At 35.7% G+C, this 23,675-nt stretch carries 24 protein-coding genes; 21 read left to right on the plus strand and 3 right to left on the minus strand.

All coding sequences use genetic code 11. The features are described from left to right. Positions 1 to 225 precede the first annotated feature (225 nt). Complete coding sequence (ezrA, locus tag DS031_RS01530) at positions 226 to 1,923, plus strand: septation ring formation regulator EzrA (RefSeq protein ID WP_113804159.1); 1,698 nt, start codon at positions 226 to 228, stop codon at positions 1,921 to 1,923. Positions 1,924 to 1,951: 28 nt separating this feature from the next. On the opposite strand, the gene brnQ is transcribed toward ezrA, so the two are convergent. Then, on the minus strand, positions 1,952 to 3,289 hold the full coding sequence (gene brnQ, locus DS031_RS01535; RefSeq protein WP_113804160.1) for a branched-chain amino acid transport system II carrier protein: 1,338 nt from the start codon (positions 3,287 to 3,289) through the stop codon (positions 1,952 to 1,954). A 362-nt stretch (positions 3,290 to 3,651) separates the two neighbouring features. On the opposite strand from brnQ, the gene DS031_RS01540 reads away from it, so the two are divergent. From DS031_RS01540 to DS031_RS01595, 12 genes are all read left to right on the plus strand, one after another. After that, the gene (locus DS031_RS01540) at positions 3,652 to 4,803 is read left to right on the plus strand and encodes a cysteine desulfurase family protein (RefSeq protein WP_113804161.1); all 1,152 of its coding nucleotides are present in this window, start codon (positions 3,652 to 3,654) and stop codon (positions 4,801 to 4,803) included. A gap of 2 nt (positions 4,804 to 4,805) precedes the next feature. Then, positions 4,806 to 6,011, plus strand: coding sequence for a tRNA uracil 4-sulfurtransferase ThiI (thiI, locus tag DS031_RS01545; protein ID WP_113804162.1), 1,206 nt, complete (start codon positions 4,806 to 4,808; stop codon positions 6,009 to 6,011). A gap of 126 nt (positions 6,012 to 6,137) precedes the next feature. After that, the gene (locus tag DS031_RS01550) at positions 6,138 to 6,326 is read left to right on the plus strand and encodes an alpha/beta-type small acid-soluble spore protein (protein ID WP_113804163.1); all 189 of its coding nucleotides are present in this window, start codon (positions 6,138 to 6,140) and stop codon (positions 6,324 to 6,326) included. A gap of 213 nt (positions 6,327 to 6,539) precedes the next feature. Further along, positions 6,540 to 8,165 carry an amidohydrolase gene (locus tag DS031_RS01555; RefSeq protein WP_113804164.1) on the plus strand — a complete coding sequence of 542 codons (1,626 nt, stop codon included), beginning with the start codon at positions 6,540 to 6,542 and terminating at the stop codon, positions 8,163 to 8,165. A gap of 153 nt (positions 8,166 to 8,318) precedes the next feature. Further along, the gene (gene sppA, locus DS031_RS01560; RefSeq protein ID WP_113804165.1) at positions 8,319 to 9,326 is read left to right on the plus strand and encodes a signal peptide peptidase SppA; all 1,008 of its coding nucleotides are present in this window, start codon (positions 8,319 to 8,321) and stop codon (positions 9,324 to 9,326) included. Between the two features lie 11 nt (positions 9,327 to 9,337). Continuing rightward, complete coding sequence (locus DS031_RS01565) at positions 9,338 to 9,814, plus strand: RDD family protein (protein WP_113804166.1); 477 nt, start codon at positions 9,338 to 9,340, stop codon at positions 9,812 to 9,814. A gap of 80 nt (positions 9,815 to 9,894) precedes the next feature. Beyond that, positions 9,895 to 10,563 carry a DUF2953 domain-containing protein gene (locus DS031_RS01570; RefSeq protein ID WP_181832956.1) on the plus strand — a complete coding sequence of 223 codons (669 nt, stop codon included), beginning with the start codon at positions 9,895 to 9,897 and terminating at the stop codon, positions 10,561 to 10,563. A gap of 20 nt (positions 10,564 to 10,583) precedes the next feature. Continuing rightward, positions 10,584 to 11,024, plus strand: a complete 441-nt coding sequence (gene ytfJ, locus DS031_RS01575) for a GerW family sporulation protein (RefSeq protein WP_113804168.1) — start codon at positions 10,584 to 10,586, stop codon at positions 11,022 to 11,024. Between the two features lie 152 nt (positions 11,025 to 11,176). Beyond that, positions 11,177 to 11,674, plus strand: coding sequence for a thiol peroxidase (gene tpx / locus DS031_RS01580; RefSeq protein ID WP_113804169.1), 498 nt, complete (start codon positions 11,177 to 11,179; stop codon positions 11,672 to 11,674). A gap of 143 nt (positions 11,675 to 11,817) precedes the next feature. Then, positions 11,818 to 12,801, plus strand: a complete 984-nt coding sequence (locus DS031_RS01585; protein WP_181832957.1) for a class I SAM-dependent methyltransferase — start codon at positions 11,818 to 11,820, stop codon at positions 12,799 to 12,801. A gap of 273 nt (positions 12,802 to 13,074) precedes the next feature. Then, complete coding sequence (locus tag DS031_RS01590) at positions 13,075 to 14,262, plus strand: acetate kinase (protein ID WP_113804170.1); 1,188 nt, start codon at positions 13,075 to 13,077, stop codon at positions 14,260 to 14,262. Between the two features lie 123 nt (positions 14,263 to 14,385). Beyond that, positions 14,386 to 15,222 (plus strand): EcsC family protein, encoded by an 837-nt coding sequence (locus DS031_RS01595; protein ID WP_113804171.1) that lies wholly within the window; start codon positions 14,386 to 14,388, stop codon positions 15,220 to 15,222. Positions 15,223 to 15,245: 23 nt separating this feature from the next. On the opposite strand, the gene DS031_RS01600 is transcribed toward DS031_RS01595, so the two are convergent. Continuing rightward, positions 15,246 to 15,560 carry a hypothetical protein gene (locus tag DS031_RS01600; RefSeq protein WP_113804172.1) on the minus strand — a complete coding sequence of 105 codons (315 nt, stop codon included), beginning with the start codon at positions 15,558 to 15,560 and terminating at the stop codon, positions 15,246 to 15,248. Positions 15,561 to 15,957: 397 nt separating this feature from the next. Between DS031_RS01600 and DS031_RS01605 the strand changes: the two genes are divergently transcribed. The 8 genes from DS031_RS01605 to DS031_RS01635 all read left to right on the plus strand — a co-directional run bounded on the left by DS031_RS01605 (position 15,958) and on the right by DS031_RS01635 (position 23,230). Then, positions 15,958 to 17,166, plus strand: coding sequence for an argininosuccinate synthase (locus tag DS031_RS01605; protein ID WP_113804173.1), 1,209 nt, complete (start codon positions 15,958 to 15,960; stop codon positions 17,164 to 17,166). Continuing rightward, positions 17,163 to 18,548, plus strand: a complete 1,386-nt coding sequence (gene argH, locus DS031_RS01610; protein ID WP_113804174.1) for an argininosuccinate lyase — start codon at positions 17,163 to 17,165, stop codon at positions 18,546 to 18,548. Before DS031_RS01605 ends, argH begins: the two co-directional genes overlap by 4 nt. A gap of 95 nt (positions 18,549 to 18,643) precedes the next feature. Then, on the plus strand, positions 18,644 to 18,781 hold the full coding sequence (locus tag DS031_RS23425; protein WP_181832958.1) for a hypothetical protein: 138 nt from the start codon (positions 18,644 to 18,646) through the stop codon (positions 18,779 to 18,781). A 58-nt stretch (positions 18,782 to 18,839) separates the two neighbouring features. Beyond that, complete coding sequence (locus DS031_RS01615) at positions 18,840 to 19,223, plus strand: hypothetical protein (protein ID WP_113804175.1); 384 nt, start codon at positions 18,840 to 18,842, stop codon at positions 19,221 to 19,223. A gap of 226 nt (positions 19,224 to 19,449) precedes the next feature. Then, a complete protein-coding gene (ald, locus tag DS031_RS01620) occupies positions 19,450 to 20,562 on the plus strand; it encodes an alanine dehydrogenase (RefSeq protein ID WP_113804176.1) in 1,113 nt (370 codons plus the stop codon). 262 nt (positions 20,563 to 20,824) lie between these two features. Continuing rightward, positions 20,825 to 21,508 carry a metal-dependent hydrolase gene (locus DS031_RS01625; protein WP_113804177.1) on the plus strand — a complete coding sequence of 228 codons (684 nt, stop codon included), beginning with the start codon at positions 20,825 to 20,827 and terminating at the stop codon, positions 21,506 to 21,508. A gap of 96 nt (positions 21,509 to 21,604) precedes the next feature. Beyond that, complete coding sequence (locus tag DS031_RS01630) at positions 21,605 to 21,838, plus strand: hypothetical protein (protein WP_245947142.1); 234 nt, start codon at positions 21,605 to 21,607, stop codon at positions 21,836 to 21,838. Positions 21,839 to 21,916: 78 nt separating this feature from the next. Next, positions 21,917 to 23,230 carry a CBS domain-containing protein gene (locus DS031_RS01635; RefSeq protein WP_113804178.1) on the plus strand — a complete coding sequence of 438 codons (1,314 nt, stop codon included), beginning with the start codon at positions 21,917 to 21,919 and terminating at the stop codon, positions 23,228 to 23,230. A gap of 58 nt (positions 23,231 to 23,288) precedes the next feature. Here the strand turns inward: DS031_RS01635 and DS031_RS01640 are convergent, their stop codons facing one another. After that, positions 23,289 to 23,594, minus strand: a complete 306-nt coding sequence (locus DS031_RS01640; RefSeq protein ID WP_113804179.1) for a YtpI family protein — start codon at positions 23,592 to 23,594, stop codon at positions 23,289 to 23,291. Between the last annotated feature and the right edge of the window lie 81 nt (positions 23,595 to 23,675).

A 23,675-nucleotide genomic window follows, 5' to 3' on the forward strand; every position in this document is an offset into this window, starting at 1 on the left:
ATATTTTATCATTAGTTTTATGAGAGCGTAAATAAAAAGAACTGCTAAACATGTGAAAGAAAAGCAAAGAAATTCTATTGATTTTGAAATATTATGTAATTTGTTTAGTCAAATGCCGTTTTGCATGGTATCATAAAAGCATTAATAAAAACAATAAACTTAAAGATATATGTATAGATTAACGGACAAGATTACACGTTCAGAAAGGAAGAAAGGGTGCTTTAGGTGGTATATGTTATTGCAGCGGTAAGTGTATGTGCAGCTATCGTTTTATTAGGTTCATTTTCAAGAAAAAATCTCTATAAAGAAATTGATCGGCTTGAAGCATGGAAAATTGATATTACAAACCGTCCAGTAACAGAAGAGCTGGCAAAATTAAAAGGATTGAATATGGCAGGAGAAACAGAAGAAAAATTTGAAAAGTGGCGAAATGATTGGGATGAACTTGTGACAACTAGACTTCCAGCATTGGAAGAAAAGTTGTTTGATGCGGAGGAAAGTGTTGATAAGTTTGGTTTTAGAAAAGCCAGGGTTACGCTCAATCATTTGGAAAGAGAGTTACAGAAAATTGAAGATACTATTTCGCTCATTTTGAAAGAAGTAAATGAACTTGTAGTAAGTGAGGAACAAAATCGTACAGAGATTGAAGAAGTAAAAAAATTATATCGAGATACAAGACAGTATATTCTTGCTCATCATCGTACGTTAGGGAGAACTTCAGTTCAATTTGAAAAACGGTTAGTAGAAGTGCACCAACAAATTCAAAGATTTGATGAATTAACTGAACATGGAAATCATTTGGAAGCGCGGACTGTACTTCTAGGCGTGCAGGAAGAATTATCGGTTCTTAGCGAAAAGCTTGAATATATTCCAGAATTATTAGTACAGCTGCAGACAAATATACCTTCTCAATTAGAAGAACTGCAGTCTGGAATGTTGGAAATGGCGAATAGTGGTTATTTACTTGAGCATCTTCATGTTCAAGAAGAAATTGAAGAAATTTATGAAAAAGTAGAAGAAGAAATTAAACAGATCGCTGAAGTGAATATTGAGGAAACAAAGCAGCGGGTTGAAGCGTTGTTTTCTAAAATTGAAGCAATCTATAGTGCACTAGAAAATGAAGTTGAAGCAAGAAGTGCGCTTATAGGTGAACAAACTACAATAGAAAAAAACATTGCTCATATGAAACAGGATATCGAACAGTTAGAAGAAGAAACAATAGCTGTCCAGGTCAACTACCGAATTGAAGAAAAAGATTTAAAAGCCCAACGCGATTTAGAAAAAGGTTTAAATAAAGTGATGACAAAGTTTGAAGTTGTTAGAGATGCTTTTCATAATCAAAAGCAAGCTTATTCAACGATTGTTGAGATGGTAAAAGAAATTGAAGAGCAGCTTACAAGTTTACAATCTCTTTATAAAGATTATCAAAAAATGCTCCATACATTAAGGAAAGATGAGCTTCATGCAAAGGAGACCATTCACCAGCTGAAAAAGAAGCTAGGTGAGGCAAAAAAGATGGTGAAGCAAAATAACCTGCCTGGATTACCTGAATACTATTTAAATGGCATTGAAGCAGCCGAAGAAAGAATAATGGAAGTTCATGAGAAATTAAATGAAACGCCATTAGATATTGTAAGTATTAACTATTCTCTAAAAGCAGCCCTTGATACAGTGGACGATAGTGTACAGCAAACAGGAAAATTAATTGAACAAACAATGATGGCAGAAAAATTAATTACATACGGTAATCGATACCGCAGCCGCTATCCGTTTATAGCAGAGCAATTAGAAAAAGCTGAAAGAGAATTTCGAAATTATCATTATGAGGAAGCGTTAAAGATAGCTGCGGAAGCTGTTCAAAAGATTGAACCAGAAGCTCTTCGAAAAATTGGAATTGAGATAGAAGAAAAGATTGGTGTATAAAAAACCTTAGGGGATTGCCCTAAGGTTTTTAAGTATTGGCAGGTGCATGTTTTGCAGAAGAGCGGGTAATAGCAATAATATAACCAATTACAGCACCAAGCACGGAAGGCATGATCCAACCAATACCTTGCTCGGAAAAAGGAAAGGACAATAATATGTTATTGATTAACTCTAACTGAAATCCTCCAGCAGTAAGGCCGTCAACTATACTAATAAATGCTGCTCCGATAATTCCTCCGCGATAAACCTCCGTGTATCCTTTAAATAATGGATCAAAAAACGACAAAGAAATTAACGAAATGGCAATTGGATAAATTGCAATGAGTACGGGTACTGTCATGGAAATTAATTGAGTTAATCCTATATTTGCAATAATCATGCTGAAAAATGTAAAGATAAAAATGAGCAGTTTATATGAAAGACGAGGCATCAATTGGTGAAAGTATTCTCCTGCTGCAGATACGAGACCGACTGATGTTGTCAAACATGCAAATGTAATGGCAAGTCCAAGTAAAATGTTCCCGCTAAATCCAAATAAAAGATGCGCTAAGCCTGCTAAAATTTCCCCGCCATTGGATGCTTCTCCTAAAGCACTGCGGCTTGTTGCTCCAAGGTATGAAAGTGTGAAATAAACGAATGATAATCCAACTGCTGCAATGAAACCAGCCTTTGTTGTAATAGAAGTAATTTCTTTTCGATCTGTCACACCGCGAGCTTGAATCGCATGAATGACAACAATACCAAAAACAAGTGCTGCAATGGCATCCATTGTTAAGTATCCTTCAATAAAGCCTTTAAAGAACGGTTCTTTATATGCTTCTGTTGGCTTACTAACTGTGCCAATTGGATTCACTATTCCTGCTATTACAATAACAGAAAGGATAAGAAGTAAAAGCGGTGTTAAAAACTTCCCAATTCGATCTACTAATTTTGCTGGATTGAGAGCAACTAAAAAGGTAATTCCAAAATAAAGAAGGGTGTATAAAAATAAAGGGAGTCCTTCAGGATTTAAATGCTCAGGAAGAAAAGGTGTTACACCAATTTCAAAAGCCACTGTCCCTGTTCTAGGTATTCCAAAAAATGGCCCAAGTGCTAAATAAACGGCTGCAGTAAAAATAATTCCGAATATTGGATGCACTCGTTTTGCAAGCTGCTGCAGGTCACCGCCGCTTTTTGCAATCGCAATAATACCTAGAAGCGGAAGTCCTACTGCAGTAATAAGGAATCCAGCTGATGCCATCCATATATTAGTACCTGCGGCTTGTCCTAGCGCTGGTGGGAAAATCATATTGCCTGCTCCAAGGAATAACGCAAAGGTCATTAAACCAATTGTAAGTGTCTCCCTTTTGGATAGATGTTTATTCATTAATATTTCCTCCTAATATAGCTATAGCCTATCCTTTTCAGATGAGTGAATTTTCCGTATCATAGTACCACAAACTAAAAAAAAAGATATACTTTATAAAAAAGTAATAATCTTTAATATATTAAAAAAACATTTCATAATTAATTTTTATTAATAACTTTTATACAAAAAAACTCTTTTAAATTATTTATATCATTTGTCATATTCTTCTTTTCTATTTTAGAATGTTTTTAACGTATAAAGGTTTTAAAGAAAATATTTTGAAAAAGGCGAGCATGTGATAAGATATAACAATGCTTAAAGCGTTATCGTCAATTTTATTTATCTATCATTTGAAACTGTATAAAAGGAGTCATTCCGTTATGATTTATTTAGATAATAGTGCGACTACAAAGCCGTATCCAGAGGTGCTTGAAACATTTCAAAAAACAGCTGCCCACTATTTTGCCAATCCCTCTTCAATTCACAGCAAAGGAAATGAAGTAGAAAGGCTTTTACTTCAAGCAAGAAAGCTTATTAGTGAGATGCTTTATGTTTCACCACAGGAAATTTTATTTACTTCTGGAGGAACTGAAGGAAACAACTTAGCAATTAAAGGGATTGCTCTAAAACATCAATCACGGGGAAAACATATTATTACAACAAGTGTTGAGCACCCGTCAACATATGAATCATTTTTACAGCTGGAATCTCTTGGATTCGATGTGACATATTTACCAGTGGATACAAAAGGAAGAGTATCTATTGAGGAACTAGAAAAAGCATTACAGGACGATACCATTTTAGTTTCTGTTCTTCATGTCAACAATGAAACAGGTACCATTCAGCCGGTGGAAGAAATAGGTCGGTTTTTAAAGAACTATCCAAAAATATTCTTTCATGTTGATTATGTGCAAGGTGCTGCCAAAGTCCCCTTAAACATAAAGGGTGCAAACATTGATTTATGTACGATTTCAGGGCATAAAGTTCATGGACTTAAAGGAACGGGTATTTTATATATAAGAGAAGGTGTAAGTCTTTCCCCGCTCTTTACAGGTGGGGAGCAGGAGTTCAACAAACGGGCAGGCACTGAAAATGTTCCGGGAATTGCCTCTTTAGCAAAAGCACTTCGTTTATCGTTTGAGCGCAGTAAAGATGGAAGAGAGCATCTTCAAAGCTTAAAAGAATTGTTGTTTCATGAACTTTCCAATATAGAAGGAATTGTAATAAACACACCAATGGACGTTTCGGCACCTCATATTTTAAATTTTTCTGTACTCGAAACAAAACCGGAGGTATTAATTCATGCATTAGAAGAAGAAAATATTTATATTTCAACCAAGTCAGCTTGCTCATCTAAAGAAGTGGGAGCGAGTCGTGTTCTTCTTGCGATGGGAATGAGCGAAGAACGAGCAGCTTCAGCATTGAGAGTTAGTATGTCTTTTGAAACGACGCGAGAAGAAATTATGATCTTTATAAAAACGCTTAAAGAAGTCGTTATACAGCTAAGGCTAGTTATGAAAGGAGCCCGTTAACTATGGAGTATGAACAAATTTTAATTCGCTATGGAGAAATTGCTTTAAAAGGAAAAAACCGTCGTAAGTTTGAAGAACAGCTGCGTCGAAACGTAAAGGAAAGTTTAGCAGGCTTTCCAAATATTACATTAAAAAGAACGTTTGACCGTTTGCATGTGCAGTTAAACGGAGAAGACTATCAACCTGTTGTAGAAAGGCTACAAAAGGTTTTTGGTATTCAATCATTAAGTCTTTCGATGAAAGTGAAAAATGATTTGGAAGAAATTCAAAAAGGAGCTTTAGCTGCACTTCGTGAAACAAACAATGAAGCAAAAACATTTAAAATTACAGGTAAACGTCCAAATAAAGATTTTCCTATCAATTCACAAGAGTTAAATCATTTAGTTGGCGGATATGTTTTAAAACATACCGAAAATTTAAAAGTAGATGTTCATAATCCAGATGTTAATATTCGCATTGAAGTAAAGAGTGAAGCAACTTATATTAGCTGTACTCATTTTCGCGGAGCGGGCGGTTTGCCGGTGGGGAGCTCTGGAAAGGTAATGCTCATGCTTTCGGGCGGGATTGACAGCCCTGTTGCAGGTTATTTGACGATGAAGCGGGGAATTAAAATCGAAGCTGTTCACTTTCACAGTCCGCCGTTTACAAGTGAGCGTGCCAAGCAAAAAGTAGAGGATTTAGCAAAGGTATTAACGGCATTTGGCGGTGAAGTCCGGCTGCATGTTGTTCCCTTTACAGCTGTGCAAAAAGCAATTAAAGATAAAATTCCTGATAGTTACAGCATGACCATTATGAGAAGAATGATGCTTCGAATTACAGAAAAGCTAGCAGTAAAGCATAATGCACTTGGAATTGTAACGGGAGAAAGTTTAGGACAAGTAGCAAGTCAAACGCTTGAAAGCATGCATACAATTAATGAAGTCACAAACTATCCGGTTATTCGCCCACTTGCCGGAATGGATAAAGTTGAAATTATGGAAATTTCTCATCATATTGGGACATATGATATTTCAATTCGTCCATATGAAGATTGCTGTACAATCTTTTTACCTTCTGCTCCAAAAACAAAGCCAAATCGATTAAAAGCGAATAAGTTTGAGCAGTATCTCGAGGTTGAGGCGTTAGCTTCAGAGGCTGTTGATGGAACAGAAATGATTATGTTAAAGCCTAATCAGCTTGTGGAAGAACAGTTTGAAGAGCTGTTTTAATAAAAAAATGTTATTGACTCCTGTAGACGATTGTGTGCAGGAGTTTTTTCCATTATTCCCACGATATACATTGAATGAATTGCTCTTTTTACACAAACGCTAGTTAGTACAAGGAGGTGAATCCTTATGGCTTCTACAAATAAACTAGTTGTGCCTGGTGTGGAACAAGCACTCGAGCAAATGAAGTACGAAATTGCTCAGGAGTTTGGTGTAAATCTAGGCTCTGATACAACGGCTCGTTCAAATGGATCTGTAGGCGGTGAAATCACAAAGCGTCTGATTCAATCTGCGCAAAGTCAGTTCCCGAAAGCATAATACAATTTCATATAAAATGGCATGAAAGGAGCGGCTGACCGCTCCTTTTTCTTATTGCAGGGGCAAATAATTTCAATCATTGAACCGATTCGTTATAATGGGGGATAAATAAAAATAAAAAGCTATGTTTACATATGTTTGAAAATAGTTAGAACTTATCAGGTGAGAAAGCGTCACTCTCTTATTATAAAGATTTAGGAAAGGAGTATTACAATGGGAACATTATGGTGTGGCGGTACAATTTATACGATGGAATCAGAAGGGAAAACAGTGAATGCTGTATTTGTAGAAGATGGGGTTATTGTAAAGACAGGGACCAAACAATCACTTCTCAACCAGTTTAACGATAAAATAGAACGAACGATCGATCTTAAAGGTAATGTAATGTATCCAGGCTTTGTTGATAGTCATATGCATATAATTGGTCATGGAGAGAAACTGCTTCGGTTAGATCTGTCTGAAGTCAAGTCTGCCGAAAATATGAAAGAACTTCTTGTAGAAAAGGTGAAAACTGCTGGTGTTGGTGAATGGATTATTGGAGAAGGATGGAATGAAAATAATTTTAGTGATCGAAAAATCTTTCATCGCAAAGAACTTGATGAAATTGCTCCAAACCATCCGATGATGCTTACAAGAGTTTGTCGGCATGCAATCCTTGCAAACAGCAGAGCCTTAGAGCTTGCTCGTATAACAAAGGAAACACCTGATCCAGAAGGTGGCGTGATTTTACGCAATGAGATAGGGGAACCAACTGGTTATTTGTTAGATCGAGCGCAAGAACTGATAAAAAAGGTAATGCCTCCTGTTACAAATAGTTATGTTGAACGTGCTTTAACAACTGCAGTTGATGATTTAGTTAGCCTTGGACTTGTAGGGGGGCATACAGAAGATTTAAACTATTATAATGGTTTTGAGAATACATTTCAGACATTTACAAAGGTAATTGACGGAAAGAAAAGAAAGTTTAGAACAAACCTGCTTGTTCATCATGAAGTTGTGAAAACAATGCATGAAGCAGGATTGCATGTAAACGATGGCACTTCTTTTATTAGCTTAGGTGCTATGAAAATCTTTGCCGATGGTGCATTAGGCGGCAGAACGGCCCTCCTTAGTCATCCATACAATGATTCTCCAGAAACATCAGGAGTCGCGATTCATTCGATCGAAGAATTAAAAGCGCTTGTCGAAAAAGCACGTCACTATAACATGCCTGTTGCGATTCATACAATTGGAGATTTAGCACTTGAATATGCACTCGATGCCATTGAACAAGCCCCTGTGCGTGCCGGCTATCGTGACCGGCTCATTCACTGTTCAGTTGTAAGAGAAGATTTATTAATAAGAATGAGAAATTTACCGGTTGTTCTTGATATTCAACCTCATTTTGTGGCTGCTGATTTTCCATGGGTAATTGAAAGGCTTGGCGAAGAACGGATGAAGTGGAGTTTTGCTTGGAAAACATTATTAAACTATGGCTTACTATGTGCTGGAGGATCTGATGCACCTATTGAGCCTGCGAATCCCCTGCTTGGCATTTATACGGCTGCTGCAAGAAAAAAGCCGACAGAACTGCATGAAGGATATTATCCTGAACAAAAGTTAACCGTTTATGAAGCTGTAAAATTATTTACAATTGGAAGTGCTCACGCTGTTGGACAAGAGGCAAAGAGCGGAATAATTGCAGCAGGTTATAATGCGGATTTTACGATTTTAAAGCAAGATTTATACAAAATCTCTATTGAAGAGATTCCAAAGGCAGAAGTTGCGATGACAGTGGTGGATGGAACAATTGTATATCAAAAGGACGAATCAGCAAGGACGAATAATTCGTCCTTTTAGCATCTAACTTCAGAGGCTTTACGTGTTTATTTTGTATCATTCTCATTTGCAGTATGCTATTATAAAAAAAGATTTGGATATATGAGGAAAATAGTGGGCGTTTATTGAAACATTTTTTAATAAATGGGATGGAATAAAGGAGGGAACGTTGTAATGAATGGAAAACGTTGGGCTGCACTCGGGATTGCTGCAGTACTATTTATCGTATCTATTTTTGTTAACCTTGCGTCATCCATAGCGTTTGGAAATTTAGAAGGCTTTCAAGAAAATTGGTTGGCTTCAGAAGAAGAATTCGCTGAAAAAGTAGTAGAAGAAGGAAATAGTTTAAAAAGTATTGTTGTGTTAAATGTAGATGGGGTTATTCAAGATGCTCCAGAATCCACTTCTTTCTTTCAAACACCAGGTTATAACCATCGTCAGTTTCTTAAAATGCTTGAAAAAGCAGGTGAATCTGGAAATGTAGAAGGTATTATTATTCGAGTAAATTCTCCAGGCGGCGGTGTCGTTGAAAGTGCTGAAATTCATGACGAAATTATCGACATTCAAAAGAATTATAAAAAGCCCGTTTATATTTCAATGGGAAATGTTGCTGCTTCAGGTGGTTACTATATTTCAACACCTGCAGAAAAAATTTACGCCCATCCAGCTACAATGACAGGTTCTTTAGGAGTTATTATGCAGACTCTTAATTATAGTGAGTTAGCTGAAAATTTTGGGGTGAAATGGGAAACCATCAAAAGCGGTCCACATAAAGATATCGGTTCACCAACTCGTGAAATGACGGACGAAGAACGCAAAATCTTACAATCTATGGTCGATAATTCTTATGAAGAGTTTGTTGAAGTGATTGCAAATGGCCGTGAACTTACAGAGGAAAAAGTAAAACAAATTGCAGATGGACGCATTTATGACGGTCGTCAAGCTAAACAATTAAAACTTGTTGATGAATTAGGTGATTTAGAAGACACCATTGCAGCAATGAAAAAAGATTTAAATAATAAAGAACTAAAGGTGATTCGCTATGAACCGAATTATGGAATTGGTTCTTGGCTTGAAATGACGAGTCAAAAATTACTAAATCCAAATAACGATCTGTTAGGTATTCATGAGCTGGTGAATCAACCGAATGCACCTCGGCTTATGTATTTATATACGGAGTAGGTGAAGATTCTATGGATATAACATTTGATGAAACGACAAATGATACAGAGAAGGTACTTACAGGGAATGAAGTTCGTTATGCTGGCTTTTGGATGAGATTTTGGGCTTATCTTGCTGATCTTATTGTGATTGCAAGCTTAAATCGAATTTTTATTTATCCTCTTATTAAAGCGTTTAATCTTCCAAGTGATGAACCAGCTTTTTTACCTTTAGAAGTGCTGTTAACAGGAACAATTTTTTATCTTTATTTTATGCTTATGACAAAGTTTTTTCAGCAAACATTAGGGAAAATGATTTTTGGATTAAAAGTTATTTCAGCGGGAAATTCTTCATTAAGTTGGTCTACCATTATTTTTCGTGAATTAGTAGGAAGAACAATTAGTAAAACATTAAATGGGTTATTCTATATTTGGACAGCCTTTACAAGGAAAAAGCAAGGACTGCATGATTATTTTGCTGATACATATGTTGTTCATGTTGATAACTAAACAATTTTTTGATAAACCTGCAGCCGCGGGTTTATTTTTTTTTTGAAGAGGTGATAATGGAAGAGAAAGGATGTTGTAAGGTGAATGGTTGGATTGTCACTGCATTCATTATTGGAGTCTTAGTATTACTTCTTTTCGTTACAAAGGTTACAATTACTATTTTATATGTTCATAGTCGTGATGATGATCAATTAGTCGTTACCTTTAAAGCGTGGTATGGGCTAATTTCATATACATTAAACGTGCCTCTTATAAAAGTAGAGGACTCAACATCGCTTGTAGTAAAGAGTGAAAAAAGCGTGAACAACGATACCCAACAAGAAGATACACAAAAATTCACACCTTTAGAAATGATTAAAAAGATAGAGTTGTTTCAAGATTTTTTACAAGATGTAATTGGATTTCATAAAATTGTAAGAAGCTTTTTAAAGCATGTTTCCATTACAAAATTTGAATGGAAAAGCGTAGTTGGAGTAAATGACGCGGCTTTAACAGGCATGGTTATAGGTGTAGCCTGGAGTATAAAAGGAAGCTTAATTGGATTAGTTAGTACATATATGAATCTTAAAGCAAAGCCTCAAATAGAAGTTCATCCAGCATTTCAAACAGCAGTGTCGCAAACAAGGTTTGTATGTATGTTTTCCTTCCGCATCGGGCATGCTATTGGGGCAGGATTAAAGGTCGTTAAATTTTGGAAAGGTAGACCATTGCCATTAAAAAAAAGTGAACTATCAAAAGAAACAACATGAAAAAGCGGAGGGATTAGGACATGTCTGAACATCCAATTCAAGGACTAATGACCACAGCAATGGAAAATTTAAAAGAAATGATTGATGTTAACACAATTGTTGGAGATCCTGTGGAAACACCGGATGGAAGTGTCATTTTAACAGTATCAAAAGTGGGATTTGGCTTTGCAGCTGGTGGAAGTGATTTTAAACTAAGCGGGCAAAGTGGAGAGAAGAGTGAAAACCCATTTGGTGGAGGAAGCGGCGGTGGGGTGTCGATTACACCAATTGCGTTTTTAGTTGTTAGTTCGTCGGGAATTAAAACAATTCACCTTGATAACAGCACACATTTATATGAAAAAATGTTAGAAATTGCACCTCAGGCAATGGAAAAATTACAGCAAATGTTTAAAGGAAAAGAAAAACAACAAAATCAGCACGCCTCTTCTCAGCAGCAGTATAATCAAAAGTTGGACTTCTAAACAAAGGTTAGCGCATTTTCCATGCGTTAACCTTATTTTAAATATGTATTCAAAAAATTTTTAATACTTGATGCGGATTGGTTGCATTGCAGAAATAAGCAGGCTATGATGAGAATGATACATATCTACTTTTGTTAAAGGAGGAATTTTTAATGGCAAGTATTACGTTTAAAGGCAATGCAGTTACACTTCTTGGTAATGAAGTAAAAGTAGGCGATCAAGCCCCGGATTTTAAGGTGCTTGCAAATGACCTTTCAGAAAAAGGGTTAAATGATTTTAGCGGTGTACGCTTAATTAGTGTTGTCCCATCTGTTGATACAGGTGTATGTGATGCACAAACTCGTAAGTTTAATGAAGAAGCATCAAGCCTTAATAATGTTAACGTTTTAACGGTAAGTGTTGATCTTCCATTTGCACAAAAACGCTGGTGTGCGAATGCTGGACTAGAAAATGCGGTTACTCTTTCAGATCACCGTGATCTTTCTTTTGGTAAAGCATACGGCGTAGCGATTGAAGAGCTTCGTCTATTAGCACGTGCTGTATTTGTTGTTGATTCTAATAATAAAGTAGTACACGCTGAATATGTTTCTGAAGCAACAAATCATCCGGATTATGAAGCAGCTGTTGAAGCAGCAAAAAAAGCTGAATAATCTTTGAAAATCCGCTGTCATATTGACAGCGGATTTATTTATGATAACTGCTGTTAAACAAGTTTATAATGTTTGTCTATCATTTAGTTTTTGATACAATAGAAAGTTGGGAAAGTGATATTTCGGGTTTGGAGGAAAGCGTAATGATAAAAACACCGGTAGAAAAGCTTTTTGATACGATTGATGAAACGGCAGTGATCCTGCAGAAAGAACTTTCAATCACATATTTAGAAGCAATCGCAGAAACTGGAGAGAATCTTTTTCAAAAAGAGATTCTTCAAGAACTGAATGATGACAATACGAAAAAAGTAACAGCATTATATAATGAAGTGAATCTTGAAGAATTTAAAGCAGAAGAAATTCGGAAAGCTCTTCAGCTTGCTATTTTAAAGGGAATGAGAGAAGCGGTACAGCCGCATCATGAAATGACGCCTGATGCTGTTGCGTTATTTATCGGTTATCTTGTTAACAAATGGACGAAAAACAAGGAAAACTTTTCGATGTTAGATCCAGCGGTTGGAACAGGAAATTTATTTACAGCTGTCTTAAATCAAACGAAAAAAACGGTGACAGGCTGCGGAGTAGAAGCGGATGAAACATTATTAAAAATGGCCTATATCAATGCAACGCTCCAAAATCATCCTATTGAATTGTTCCATGGTGATAGTGTGCAGCCATTGTTTGTTGATCCTGTTGATATTGTAATATGTGATTTGCCAATCGGTTACTACCCTAACGATCAACTTGCGGCTTCTTACCAGCTTAAAGCAGAAGAAGGATTATCATTTGTCCATCATTTGTTAATCGAACAAAGTTTAAATTATGCAAAAGATGGGGCAATCCTAATCTTTCTCATTCCTAATTTCTTATTTGGTGATGAAGGAGCAGATAAATTACAGCAATTTATTAAAGATAAGGCCATTATTCAAGGACTTCTGCAGCTTCCGCTTTCAATGTTTAAAGATGAAAAATATGCAAAAAGCATTTTTATGATTCAAAAGAAAGGTGAACATATCCAGCTGCCTAAACAAGCGCTGTTAGCTGAACTGCCAAGCTTTACAAAGCAGGAAGCACTTTCTAATATAATGAAGCAAATTGATCAGTGGTTTCTAGAAAATACGAAATAAGATAAAAATGCTCCTTTTGTTTGAGGAGCATTTTTTATTTATATGAATAAAGGATGAATTATAAAATCACTGGGGAAAATGATAAAAGATGATTTCGTTTTTTTTCAGAAAATAACGAATTTAAATTGAAAATGCTTACAACTGATTTCCACCTTGAAATCTCATATGCCCGATGTTTAAATAGATAAGGTGTAATGTGTCGAAATATGTTTTTTTGTGTAGGAAATGTAAGAGAAAATAAAAATAGATATTATAGAAAAGGGGCAAAGTCATATGTCTAAAATTATGGCAATCAATGCGGGAAGCTCATCGCTAAAGTTTCAATTGTTAGAAATGCCGGAAGAAACCGTTGTAACAAAAGGACTTGTTGAGCGTATTGGTCTTAATGATGGGGTTTTTACAATTGAAGTCAATGGTGAAAAGAAAAAAGAAGTAACAGATATTCCTGACCATGCAAAAGCAGTAAAGATGCTTTTAGATAAGCTTTTAACGTATAATATTATTACTTCTTTAAATGAAATTGAAGGCATTGGACATCGTATTGTGCACGGTGGAGAAAAGTTCAATGATTCTGTAGTTATTACTGAAGAAGTAATTAAAGGCATTGAAGAAGTTTCAGAATTAGCACCTCTTCATAACCCAGCAAATCTTGTAGGAGTACGTGCTTTTCAGGAAGTTCTTCCAAATGTGCCGGCAGTAGCGGTATTTGATACAGCTTTTCATCAAACAATGCCTGAACAATCTTTCTTATACAGTTTGCCTTATGATTATTATAAAGAATACGGCATTCGTAAATACGGTTTTCATGGTACTTCTCATAAGTATGTGTCAGAACGTGCAGCTGAATTATTAGGTCGACCAGTTAAAGACTTGCGCTTAATTTCTTGTCATCTAGGAAACGGTGCAAGTATTGCCGCAATCAAAGGTGGTAAATCACTTGATACATCAATGGGCTTTACACCGCTTGCTGGTGTAACGATGGGAACACGTTCAGGTAATATTGATCCAGCTCTAATTCCATACATTATGGAAAAAACAGGGAAAACAGCAGAGGAAGTTCTTGAAGTACTAAATAAAGAAAGTGGTATTTTAGGAGTATCTGGTTTCTCAAGCGACCTTCGTGATATTGAAGGAGCGGCTGCAGAAGGAAATGAACGTGCAGAGCTTGCATTAGAAGTGTTTGCTTCTCGTATTCATAAATATATTGGTTCATATGCAGCAAGAATGCATGGATTAGATGCTATTATCTTTACAGCTGGTATTGGGGAAAATAGTAATGTTATTCGTGAGCGTGTGCTGAAAGGATTAGAGTTTATGGGGGTATATTGGGATCCTGCATTAAACAAAGTGCGCGGAAAAGAAGCATTTATTAACTATCCGCATTCTCCTGTAAAAGTAATCATTATTCCGACAAATGAAGAAGTTATGATTGCTCGTGATACTGTTCGTTTAAGTCAATAACTAGGGTGTTTAAAAAAGCTAACCGTTATATAACGGTTAGCTTTTTTATATAAAAATCATTTGTTTTTAGGGGGAAAGTTTGGTTTGATAAAAGAAGATACTAATTGAAAGAGGTGATTCCAGGTGACATGGACAAAGCAACACGAAAAAGTATGGCAGGAGCTGTTAAAATGGGAAAAAGACTTTTTTCATTATCATCCAAATGATTTTCAATTAACAGCACAAAAATATATTGAAAATCAGCTTGGAAATATGAGGCTAGATCTTCAAGAAAAAGTATTTAATATAATGGATAACTTGTTATTTCATACACATGCGCTAATTCAAAATTCTCACTTTCAGCTGGATGCTAGACATCGTCTGCTTACAGAAGCGCAGGTATTTAATGAAGAAATTGAAGAAATCAGTGATTTAAAAAGTTTACCTATTTCTCAGTTAACTTATATTGCAGATCAGCAAATTGCAAGACAGCGTTTGTTTTCTTTCGCACAAGGCGGGCTGTCTGGAACGGGGAGTTTGTTGTTATTAGGAATGGATTTGCCTGCAATGTTTGCCCTTAACTTAAGAGCCATTCAATTAATTGCCATGACCTATGGATATGAAGTAAATCGTCCTTATGAAATGATGCTTGCTTTAAAACTATTTTATATGGCTTCATTACCTAAAAATATGCAAAAAGCTGTATGGGAAGAACTAGAACAGGAAGTGAAAGATGAGGTAGATCCTTATTTTTATCAAGGAAGGGAAGAGCTCACAGATATTACATGGTTTCACAGCACCTTAAAGCAAGCGGCCAAAGCATTTATGATTACAATACTTCGCAAAAAAATGATCCAAGGTATTCCTCTCATTGGTATTGTTTTTGGTGCTGGAATGAATTATCAATTCTCGCGCACCATTACAGAAATTGCGCATAAGTTTTATCAAAAGCGTTATTTATTAGAAAAAAAAACACAATAAGGATAGAAGCCTAGGCTTTATCCTTATTGATGAATTTTACTTGAAACATCCTGCCGAGTGCGAAACCAAATCCATAAATCATTAATAATGGATGCTAATTCTGCAATTTCAAAATTTAGAAGACACGAATGTTTAAAATCTTCTTCTACTTCTAACTGTGCTTGCTTTATATTAATTTCTTTTTCTAATAAGTGAATACGATCAGGAATTTTCCCGCGGATTTGTTCCCATTCTAATAAAATAACGGCTTGCGTCTCTTTTGAATACTTATTCCATTCTTTTATTAAAGAAGGAAGTGGTATCCCTAATCGTTTATCTAATTTAAACAAATAAGACATAAAATCCCCCCAGTTATTGTATATTGTACAAAACAATAGGTGAAAACGCTATATGGATTATCTATAAGAGTTAGACCTTATAAAGTCGATGTGGTAATTTTGCTTTATTAGTAGGACGGAATTAATTTTTACGTATAGAATGAAGGTACATGAATAGAGTTTTTATGCATAAATTTGAATAAATAAAAGAAAGAAAGAAAAAAATATTAATTTTTTTTAGAATAACTGTTGAAAAAACTAGAATAACTTGTTAAAGTATAAAATATCAAAGAAACAACAATTGTATAAAAATTTATTGAATGAACGAGGTTGATTAAACGACCTCTAAAATTATACACAAAAATGCATAAAGATATAAAGCGATGAATGAATATTCAAAAAAGTGGAGGGAAATAAAATGGCAAATCCAAAAGTTGTGTTAGCTTATTCCGGAGGTTTAGATACATCGGTTGCAATTAAATGGTTGCAGCAGCAAGGATATGATGTAGTAGCAGTGGGTCTTGATGTTGGAGAAGGAAAAGATCTTGATTTTGTAAAAGAAAAAGCATTAACAGTTGGAGCGGTTGAATCTTATTCTATTGATGCAAGAAAAGAATTTGCAGAGGAGTTTGTATTACCAGTACTGCAAAGTCATGCGATGTATGAAGATAAATATCCACTTGTATCAGCGCTTTCTCGTCCGTTAATTTCAAAGAAACTTGTTGAAATTGCTGAAGAAGTAGGAGCAGTTGCAGTTGCTCACGGTTGTACAGGAAAAGGAAATGACCAAGTTCGTTTTGAAGTATCTATTAAAGCATTAAATCCAGATTTAAAAGTGCTTGCTCCTGTTCGTGAATGGGGCTGGTCACGTGAAGAAGAAATCGAATATGCAAAAGAGCACAATATTCCAATTCCAATTGATTTAGATAATCCTTATTCAATTGATGCAAACCTTTGGGGAAGAGCAAATGAGTGTGGAATTTTAGAAGATCCATGGGCAACACCACCTGAAGGAGCTTATGAATTAACAGCACCACTTGAAAAAACACCGGATACACCAGATATTATTGAAATTGCGTTCGAGCAAGGAATACCTGTTTCAATTAATGGAAAAGAGTATCCATTACATGAACTTATTTTAGAATTAAACGCTGTAGCTGGAAAACACGGTGTGGGAAGAATTGACCATGTTGAAAACCGTCTTGTAGGAATTAAATCTCGTGAAGTTTATGAATGTCCAGGTGCTATTACATTAATTAAAGCACATAAGGAGCTTGAAGATTTAACGTTAACAAAAGACGTGGCACATTTTAAACCAATTATTGCTCATAAACTTACAGAGCTTATTTATAACGGTTTATGGTTTGCGCCTCTTCGAAAAGCAATCTTAGCATTTTTAGATGAAACACAAAAGAACGTAACAGGCGTTGTACGTGTGAAGTTATTTAAAGGTCATGCAGTCGTGGAAGGCAGAAAGTCAGACTACTCACTTTACAATGAAAAGCTTGCAACATATACAAAAGAAGATGAGTTTGATCATCAATCAGCAGTAGGATTTATTGAGTTATTCGGTTTACCGACAAAAGTGCACAGCATGGTGCATAATAAGAAAGCGGTGAAAGCGTGACAAAGCTTTGGGGAGGACGTTTTGTACAGCATGCAGAGGAATGGGTCGATGCCTTTGGGGCGTCGATTTCCTTTGATCAACAATTAGTTGAGCAAGATATTGAAGGAAGCCTCGCACATGTCAAAATGCTCGGGAAATCAAACATTTTATCAGAAGAAGAAGTTATAGAAATTACGAATGGATTAAAGATATTACGTGATAAAGCGAAAAAAGGTGAATTGGAATATTCAGTTGCACTTGAAGATATTCATTTAAATCTTGAAAAAATGTTAATTGATGAAATTGGTCCGGTTGGCGGTAAACTTCATACAGGAAGAAGCCGTAATGACCAAGTAGCAACAGATATGCACTTGTATCTTCGCAAAGAAGTAAAAGAGATTTTAGAAGCTATTGCGACGCTTCAAAGTGTGTTAGTGAATAAAGCGGATCAGTATGTGGAAACAATTTTTCCAGGATATACGCATCTTCAACGTGCACAGCCTGTTTCATTTGCTCATCATTTAATGGCGTATTTTTGGATGTTAGAAAGAGATTTTCAACGCTTTGAAGAAAGCTTAAAGCGTATTAATATTTCCCCATTAGGTGCCGGGGCACTTGCGGGAACAACATTCCCGATTGATCGTGAGTATTCTGCGGAGCTGCTCGGTTTTGACGGTATTTATGAAAATAGTTTAGATGCTGTAAGTGATCGTGACTTTATTTTAGAATTTTTAGGTGACGCTTCTATTTTAATGACCCATCTTTCTCGTTTTTGTGAAGAATTAATTTTATGGTCTTCACAAGAATTTCAATTTATTGAAATGGATGATCGCTTTGCAACAGGAAGCAGCATTATGCCGCAAAAGAAAAATCCGGACATGGCAGAACTCATTCGTGGAAAAACAGGACGAGTTTATGGAGATTTATTTGGTCTTCTTACTGTTTTAAAAGGAACCCCTTTAGCATACAACAAAGATATGCAGGAAGATAAGGAAGGTATGTTTGATGCGGTTAAAACAGTAAAGGGTTCATTAAAAATCTTTGCTGGTATGATTGAAACAATGCAGGTGAAAGATGCAAACATGCAAAAAGCTGTTTCTGAAGATTTTTCGAATGCGACAGAATTAGCAGATTATTTAGCGAGTAAAGGCCTGCCGTTTAGACAAGCTCATGAAGTCGTTGGAAAGCTAGTATTAACATGTATTCAACAAAACTGTTATTTACTTGATCTTTCAATGGAAACATATAAAGAGGCATCAGAACTATTTGAAGAGGATATTTATGATGTTTTAAATCCTAAAACTGTTGTGGCAAGACGAAATAGTGCAGGCGGTACAGGATTTGCTCAAGTGGAAAAGGCAATTGAAAAAGGAAAGACTATTTTAGAAGCAAAAAACCTTTAGCACCTGCTAAAGGTTTTTTTACTGTTAAACAATGGCTATTATATTTATCATAATGTTGCAAAGAATAAACATAGAAGATGTGAAGGGAGATTAATATGGAGAAACGGTCGAATAATAAATTCTATTATGAACAAGCAGAAGAATTAATTTTACAAAAGCAGTTAACCGATGTCTATCAAAGCGGTTTTTCTGCAAATGAAGAAAAAACAAAAAAAGACAAAAAGAAACCTTAACTTCTATTTCATGTATAAAACGGCTCGTTTTAATTCACTTTAACAAAGAGGTGATAAAATGAGACGTTTTTTTATTTGTAATCTATTTGTCCTACCTATGCTTTTAATCAGTTTATATGCTGGTTCTTCTGCCTATGCTGAGTCATTAAGGAATAGTATGTTGTTTAAAGTAACCATTATTGAAAATGGAAAAGAGATCGAATGGGAATATGAAAATCCGAATGAGTATGAAGTAGAATTTGGCAATCAAGTCCTAAAAAATGAAAAAGCAAAACGGCAAATTGAGGCATTATTTAATAAAGCAGCTATTTCAAAAACAACCCATATTAATGCCATTATTCATGCATTAAATGAAGAGGGTTATGAGCAAATCGAACGGCTTGATGTACGTTGGATTACAGCAGAAGATGAATTGTATACATGGGTTTGGAACAAAAGATAAGTAGAGTTAGTGAAAACTGGCAGGTTACAAACCTTTTATATAAGCTTTTCATACTGTAAAGGAAAGAATACTTTTTGGAATTGATAAACGGGTTTTTATTGATATAAAGAAATATAAAAGATAATTTTTATTTGTAAGTGTATTGAAGTGATAAAAAATAGGGAACAGATTTATAAGGAATATAATTTAGGGAAATGATCAATTTATTAAAAGGGAGATATGGATGATGAAAATTGGGGTGCCAAAGGAAATAAAAAACAATGAAAATCGTATTGCGATTACCCCGTCTGGTGTGACCAATCTTGTTTCTTATAACCATGAAGTTTACATTGAGACAGGGGCAGGCATAGGTTCTGGATTTACTGATCGTCAGTATATCGATGCTGGTGCAAAAATTGTTAATACAGCAGAACAAGTATGGTCGATGGAAATGGTTATGAAAGTAAAGGAGCCGCTGCCAGAAGAGTACGGTTATTTTCGTGAAGATCTTGTCTTGTTTACTTATTTACATTTAGCAGCAGAGCCGTCTTTAACTAAAGCATTAGTAGATAAGAAGGTTATTTCCATTGCCTATGAAACGGTACAGCTCTCTAATGGTTCACTGCCTTTACTCACCCCGATGAGTGAAGTAGCGGGACGAATGGCTTCCCAAATCGGTGCGCAATTCCTTGAAAAAACAAAAGGCGGGAAAGGCATCTTATTAAGTGGTGTGCCAGGGGTAAGGCGAGGGAAAGTGACGATTATTGGCGGCGGTGTTGTTGGAACGAATGCAGCGAAAATTGCCATTGGATTAGGGGCTGACGTTACTATTATCGATTTAAATCCTGATCGTCTTCGCCAATTAGACGATATTTTCGGTAAAAAGATTAATACATTAATTTCTAATCCGCTTAATATTGCAGATGCCGCAGCAGAGAGTGACCTTGTAATTGGAGCTGTTTTAATTCCAGGCGCAAAAGCACCAAAATTAGTTACAGAAGAGATGATTAAAGCGATGCAGCCTGCTTCTGTTATTGTAGATGTTGCAATTGATCAAGGGGGGATTTTTGAAACGACAGATCGTATTACTACACATGATCATCCCACATATAAAAAGCATGGTGTGCTTCATTATGCTGTAGCAAATATGCCCGGAGCAGTTCCGCGAACGTCAACGATTGCTTTAACAAATGTCACAGTACCATATGCTGTGCAAATTGCGAATAAAGGTTACAAACAAGCTGTTATTGATAATCCTGCCCTCCTTAAAGGAATAAACGCATTAAATGGATTTGTCACATATGAAGCGGTCGCCAAAGCACACGGATTGAAATATATGGATATTCATTCTCTTCTTTAAAACGTACAGTGAATGAGTCCTATATTCTTTTAGGGATGCTTCTTTTGATACAATATCATTTCTTTTCTAAAATAAACCAACAAACAATTGGATTATACGAAACGTTTCCTCAGTCATAAAAAGCTGTGTTTAAGTTAGAACACAGTTTTTTATGGTTTTAACTATGAATAAATAAAAGTTTAAACATTATCTTTTGCAGGGAATATAGAAATAATGTCGTAGTGATAAGTAACAATTATTATCTGTAAAGGGGTGCATACATATGAAAGTAAGCTATCACGGACATTCTGTTGTGATGATTGAGACAGGTAAGGGAAAAATTATCATCGATCCATTCATTACAGGAAATGACCTTTGTGATCTTCAAGCTGATGAAGTAGAATGTGATGTTATTTTATTAACGCATGGTCACAATGACCATGTTGGAGATACAGTAGAACTTGCAAAACGAAACAATGCTCTTGTCGTTGCACCATTTGAACTTGCAACATTTTTAGGCTGGAAGGGTTGTGATGTTCATCCAATGCATATTGGTGGGGCTCATAAATTTGATTTTGGACAGGTTAAATTAACACAAGCGTTTCACGGCTCTAGCTATACGGATGAAGAAAGTCAACAAATTATTTATACGGGCATGCCAAGCGGAATTCTTCTGACAGCAGAGGGAAAAACGATTTATCATGCAGGAGACACGGCACTATTTTCTGATATGAAATTAATTGGAGAACAAAATGAACTGGAGATTGCCTTTTTACCAATTGGTGATAATTTTACAATGGGGCCTGAAGACGCAAAAACAGCAGCACAGTGGCTAAAGGCAAAAGTAGTGGTTCCGATTCATTATAATACTTTTCCTGTTATTGAACAAAACCCAGAAGAATTTGTTTCCTCTTTAAAAGGTGTAGAGGGTAAAGCATTAAAGCCGGGAGAATCAATGAAATTATAACGATAGGCATTCTTCATGAAAGCAAATTGCGGCGCGCGATTTGCTTCTTTTTTTCTATTTTATTCATATAATGTAAAAAAACTTAGGGGGAGTATGATGAGACAAAGAATGTTACTTTCCATATTAGCAGGATGTGCCATGTTATATTATGCAGTACCCCGTCTTTCATTTCACGGGGGAATTGAAATGTATTTCAGCATTGTTTGGCTTTTGTTTGTGTTAATAGCAATTGGCGGGAATTTAGCAGCATTTTTATATAGTGTTCCAAAGGCAAAAAGGATGAAGCAAGAAGAACAAAAGAAGCAGGTTAAGCGAGATTACAGCTTATGAACATTGAAGTTCCTCTCATTCATCTGTATAATAAATAAGAATTAAATCATACAGTTGAATGAAAGTATGGTGATGAGGTTGGCAACAAAACATGAACAAATCCTAGAACACATTGAATCATTAGATGTTGGCAGTAAAATTTCAGTGCGTCAAGTTGCAAAAGAACTAGCGGTAAGTGAAGGGACCGCTTACCGAGCAATTAAAGATGCGGAAAATCAAGGGTTAGTAAGTACAATTGAACGTGTTGGGACAATTCGTATTAAAAAGAAACAAAAAGAAAATATTGAAAAATTAACGTATGCTGAAGTTGTTAACATTGTTGATGGACAAGTATTAGGAGGGAGAAGCGGCCTTCATAAAACGTTAAATAAGTTCGTTATTGGAGCGATGAAGTTAGAAGCGATGATGCGTTATGTCGATCCAGGCAGTTTGTTAATTGTCGGCAATCGTGATCAAGTTCATAAAATTGCCCTTCAGGCGGGATCAGCTGTTTTAATTACAGGAGGATTCGATGCGGCGGAAGAGGCAAAACAATTAGCAGACGAGTTAGAGTTACCGATTATTTCAACAAGTTATGATTCTTTTACAGTGGGAACAATGATTAATAGAGCGATTTATGATCAGCTTATTAAAAAAGAAATTGTTTTAGTAAGCGATATTTTAACACCTGTTGAACAATCAATTTTTCTTAGCACAACTGATCTTGTTCAAAAATGGTATGAATATAACCAAGAAACAACTCACAGCCGCTATCCTGTTGTTGATCATAATATGAAAGTAGTAGGTATTGTCACGTCAAAGGATGTTATTAACGCAGATAGAGAGACTCCAATTGAGAAAGTCATGACAAGAAATCCAATTACAATTAGTGAAAGAACGTCTGTTGCTGCTGCTGCGCATATGATGATTTGGGAAGGGATTGAACTGCTTCCTGTAATCAATCAATCTCACAAACTTGTTGGTATTATTAGCAGACAGGACGTCTTGAAAGCGCTCCAAATGATTCAAAAACAACCACAGGTTGGAGAAACGTTTGATGACTTAATTACAAGCCGCTTTGTTGATGAATCAAAAGGTTCGGACTATCGTCTTACCTGCCGCGTTAACCCACAAATGACAAACCATCTCGGTACATTATCGCATGGTGTGATGACAACGCTTGTAACAGATGCAGGAAGCCGTGTGCTCCGCAAATATAAAAAAGGTGATCTTGTTGTTGAAAACATTACCTTATATTTTATTAAGCCTGTGCAAATTGATAGTACAATTGAAATCCGTCCTAAAGTGTTAGAAATGAGTCGTAAGTTCGGAAAAGTAGATGTGGAGATTTACAGTGAAGGGCAAGTTGTTGGAAAAGCCCTTATGATGGCCCAATTAATTGATCGCCATTAAAACCGGAGATCGCTTTAACAGGTAGAAAATAAAAAAGTCATGCCTTAGTGACATGACTTTAATTCCTGTTTTCTTCCGCTTCTTTAATGGCATATGGAAGTAAGTGGCGATAGGCTTTATAGCCAAAAAGTACATTAGCGCTTCCTAATAAAAGAAAAATAATACTAATAACAATTGTTACAGCAGAGGTACCGTAAAGAAAAAGTTGGTTGAATGCAAAAAAGATTAAAAATACACCAAGTGCAATGTTTCCTTTTGATTTTATCCATTGTTTTTCAGCAGGAGCTTGAGTGCGGACATATTTAATCTTATAAAAAAGATAAAAGCTTGCTGACAGGATAATGGCAAGTACAAGAACAGGCATAACAATCCTCCATTAATAACTATTTCTAATGAATCTTGTTTCATTTTAAAGCTTTTTTATGAAAAAAGCTATGTTTGGGCA

It is taken from the genome of Bacillus taeanensis (assembly GCF_003318295.1).
Classification (GTDB): Bacteria; Bacillota; Bacilli; order Bacillales; family UBA6769; genus Maribacillus; species Maribacillus taeanensis.

Excerpts from the sequence above, each read along its gene's own strand:
- brnQ (WP_113804160.1), bottom strand. The coding sequence starts at position 3,289 with ATGAATAAACATCTATCCAAAAGGGAGACACTTACAATTGGTTTAATG.
- DS031_RS01540 (WP_113804161.1), top strand. The coding sequence starts at position 3,652 with ATGATTTATTTAGATAATAGTGCGACTACAAAGCCGTATCCAGAGGTG.
- thiI (WP_113804162.1), top strand. The coding sequence starts at position 4,806 with ATGGAGTATGAACAAATTTTAATTCGCTATGGAGAAATTGCTTTAAAA.
- DS031_RS01550 (WP_113804163.1), top strand. The coding sequence starts at position 6,138 with ATGGCTTCTACAAATAAACTAGTTGTGCCTGGTGTGGAACAAGCACTC.
- DS031_RS01555 (WP_113804164.1), top strand. The coding sequence starts at position 6,540 with ATGGGAACATTATGGTGTGGCGGTACAATTTATACGATGGAATCAGAA.
- sppA (WP_113804165.1), top strand. The coding sequence starts at position 8,319 with ATGAATGGAAAACGTTGGGCTGCACTCGGGATTGCTGCAGTACTATTT.
- DS031_RS01565 (WP_113804166.1), top strand. The coding sequence starts at position 9,338 with ATGGATATAACATTTGATGAAACGACAAATGATACAGAGAAGGTACTT.
- ytfJ (WP_113804168.1), top strand. The coding sequence starts at position 10,584 with ATGTCTGAACATCCAATTCAAGGACTAATGACCACAGCAATGGAAAAT.
- tpx (WP_113804169.1), top strand. The coding sequence starts at position 11,177 with ATGGCAAGTATTACGTTTAAAGGCAATGCAGTTACACTTCTTGGTAAT.
- DS031_RS01585 (WP_181832957.1), top strand. The coding sequence starts at position 11,818 with ATGATAAAAACACCGGTAGAAAAGCTTTTTGATACGATTGATGAAACG.
- DS031_RS01590 (WP_113804170.1), top strand. The coding sequence starts at position 13,075 with ATGTCTAAAATTATGGCAATCAATGCGGGAAGCTCATCGCTAAAGTTT.
- DS031_RS01600 (WP_113804172.1), bottom strand. The coding sequence starts at position 15,560 with ATGTCTTATTTGTTTAAATTAGATAAACGATTAGGGATACCACTTCCT.
- DS031_RS01605 (WP_113804173.1), top strand. The coding sequence starts at position 15,958 with ATGGCAAATCCAAAAGTTGTGTTAGCTTATTCCGGAGGTTTAGATACA.
- DS031_RS23425 (WP_181832958.1), top strand. The coding sequence starts at position 18,644 with ATGGAGAAACGGTCGAATAATAAATTCTATTATGAACAAGCAGAAGAA.
- DS031_RS01615 (WP_113804175.1), top strand. The coding sequence starts at position 18,840 with ATGAGACGTTTTTTTATTTGTAATCTATTTGTCCTACCTATGCTTTTA.
- ald (WP_113804176.1), top strand. The coding sequence starts at position 19,450 with ATGAAAATTGGGGTGCCAAAGGAAATAAAAAACAATGAAAATCGTATT.
- DS031_RS01625 (WP_113804177.1), top strand. The coding sequence starts at position 20,825 with ATGAAAGTAAGCTATCACGGACATTCTGTTGTGATGATTGAGACAGGT.
- DS031_RS01630 (WP_245947142.1), top strand. The coding sequence starts at position 21,605 with ATGAGACAAAGAATGTTACTTTCCATATTAGCAGGATGTGCCATGTTA.
- DS031_RS01640 (WP_113804179.1), bottom strand. The coding sequence starts at position 23,594 with ATGCCTGTTCTTGTACTTGCCATTATCCTGTCAGCAAGCTTTTATCTT.